1 protein-coding gene is annotated in these 1,218 nt (G+C 66.4%); it reads right to left on the bottom strand.

Going from position 1 to position 1,218, the window contains the following annotated elements:
• On the bottom strand, positions 1–1,218 hold a 1,218-nt coding region (locus tag OF829_RS20545), incomplete at both ends, for a nucleotide sugar dehydrogenase (RefSeq protein WP_319951572.1).

A 1,218-nucleotide genomic window follows, 5' to 3' on the forward strand; every position in this document is an offset into this window, starting at 1 on the left:
TCGGTGGCGATGAGGACGACGTCGTAGGTTGCGAGGTTTTCGGGCGTGAGCGCGACCGACTTGCGGCCCGCGAATTCCGGGTGGTCGCGGGTCATCGGGACTTCGGGGATGTGCGGGTCGTGATAGTCGACCGCGGCGCGCCGTTCCTCGAGCAGATGGGTGAGCTTGAGCGCGGGGCTCTCGCGCATGTCGTCGACATTCTTCTTGTACGCCATGCCGATGAGCAGGACCCTCGCGCCGTTGAGCCCGCGGCCGCTCGCCATGTCGAGCGCTTCGGCGAGCTTTGCCACCACGTAATTGGGCATGGCGGTGTTGATCTGTCCGGCCAGCTCGATGAAGCGGGTCGAGGTTTCGAACTCGCGCGCTTTCCAGCTGAGGTAGAAGGGGTCGATCGGGATGCAGTGGCCGCCCAGACCCGGGCCCGGATAGAAGGGCATGTAGCCGAAGGGCTTGGACTTGGCGGCTTCGATCACCTCCCAGACATTGATCCCCATCTGGTCGAAGATGATCTTGAGCTCGTTGACGAGCGCGATGTTGACCGAGCGGAAGATGTTCTCGGTGAGCTTGACCGCCTCCGCCGTGGCGCTCGACGATACCGGCACCGTCCCCGCGACTAGCCCGTCGTAGAGGGCGCAGGCGAGCTTGAGCGAGGCATCGTCGTCGGCGCCGACGACCTTGGGGATCGCGGCGTTGGAGAATTTGGCGTTGCCCGGGTCCTCGCGCTCGGGGGAGAAGGCGAGGAAGAAATCGCTGCCTGCCTTCAGGCCGGCGGCTTCGAGGATCGGGAGCATGATCTCGCGGGTGGTGCCGGGCCAGGTGGTGGATTCGAGCACCACAAGCTGGCCGGGGCGGAGCGCGGCCGCGATGCTCTCGGTGGATTTGACGACATAGGTCAGGTCCGGGTCCTGATGCTTGTCGAGCGGGGTCGGGACCGCGATCAGGATGGCGTCGGGCTCGGCCAGGCGCGCCATGTCGGCAGTGGCTTCGAACGTGCCGTCGGCGATGGGCCCCGAGAACTGCTCGCCGGGGATGTGCTTGATGACCGTCCCGCCCGCCATGATCCGATCGACCCGGGCGCCGTCCACGTCGAAGCCGAGGACGCGGAAACCCTTGGCCAGCGCGGTCAGCGCCAGCGGGAGCCCGACATAGCCGAGGCCGATGATGCCGATGGTGAAGTCGCGCTGGTCCACCTTCTCGAGAAGCCGGTCGAGCATCGGG

It is taken from the genome of Sphingomonas caeni, from assembly GCF_026013415.1.
Classification (GTDB): Bacteria; Pseudomonadota; Alphaproteobacteria; order Sphingomonadales; family Sphingomonadaceae; genus Sphingomonas; species Sphingomonas caeni.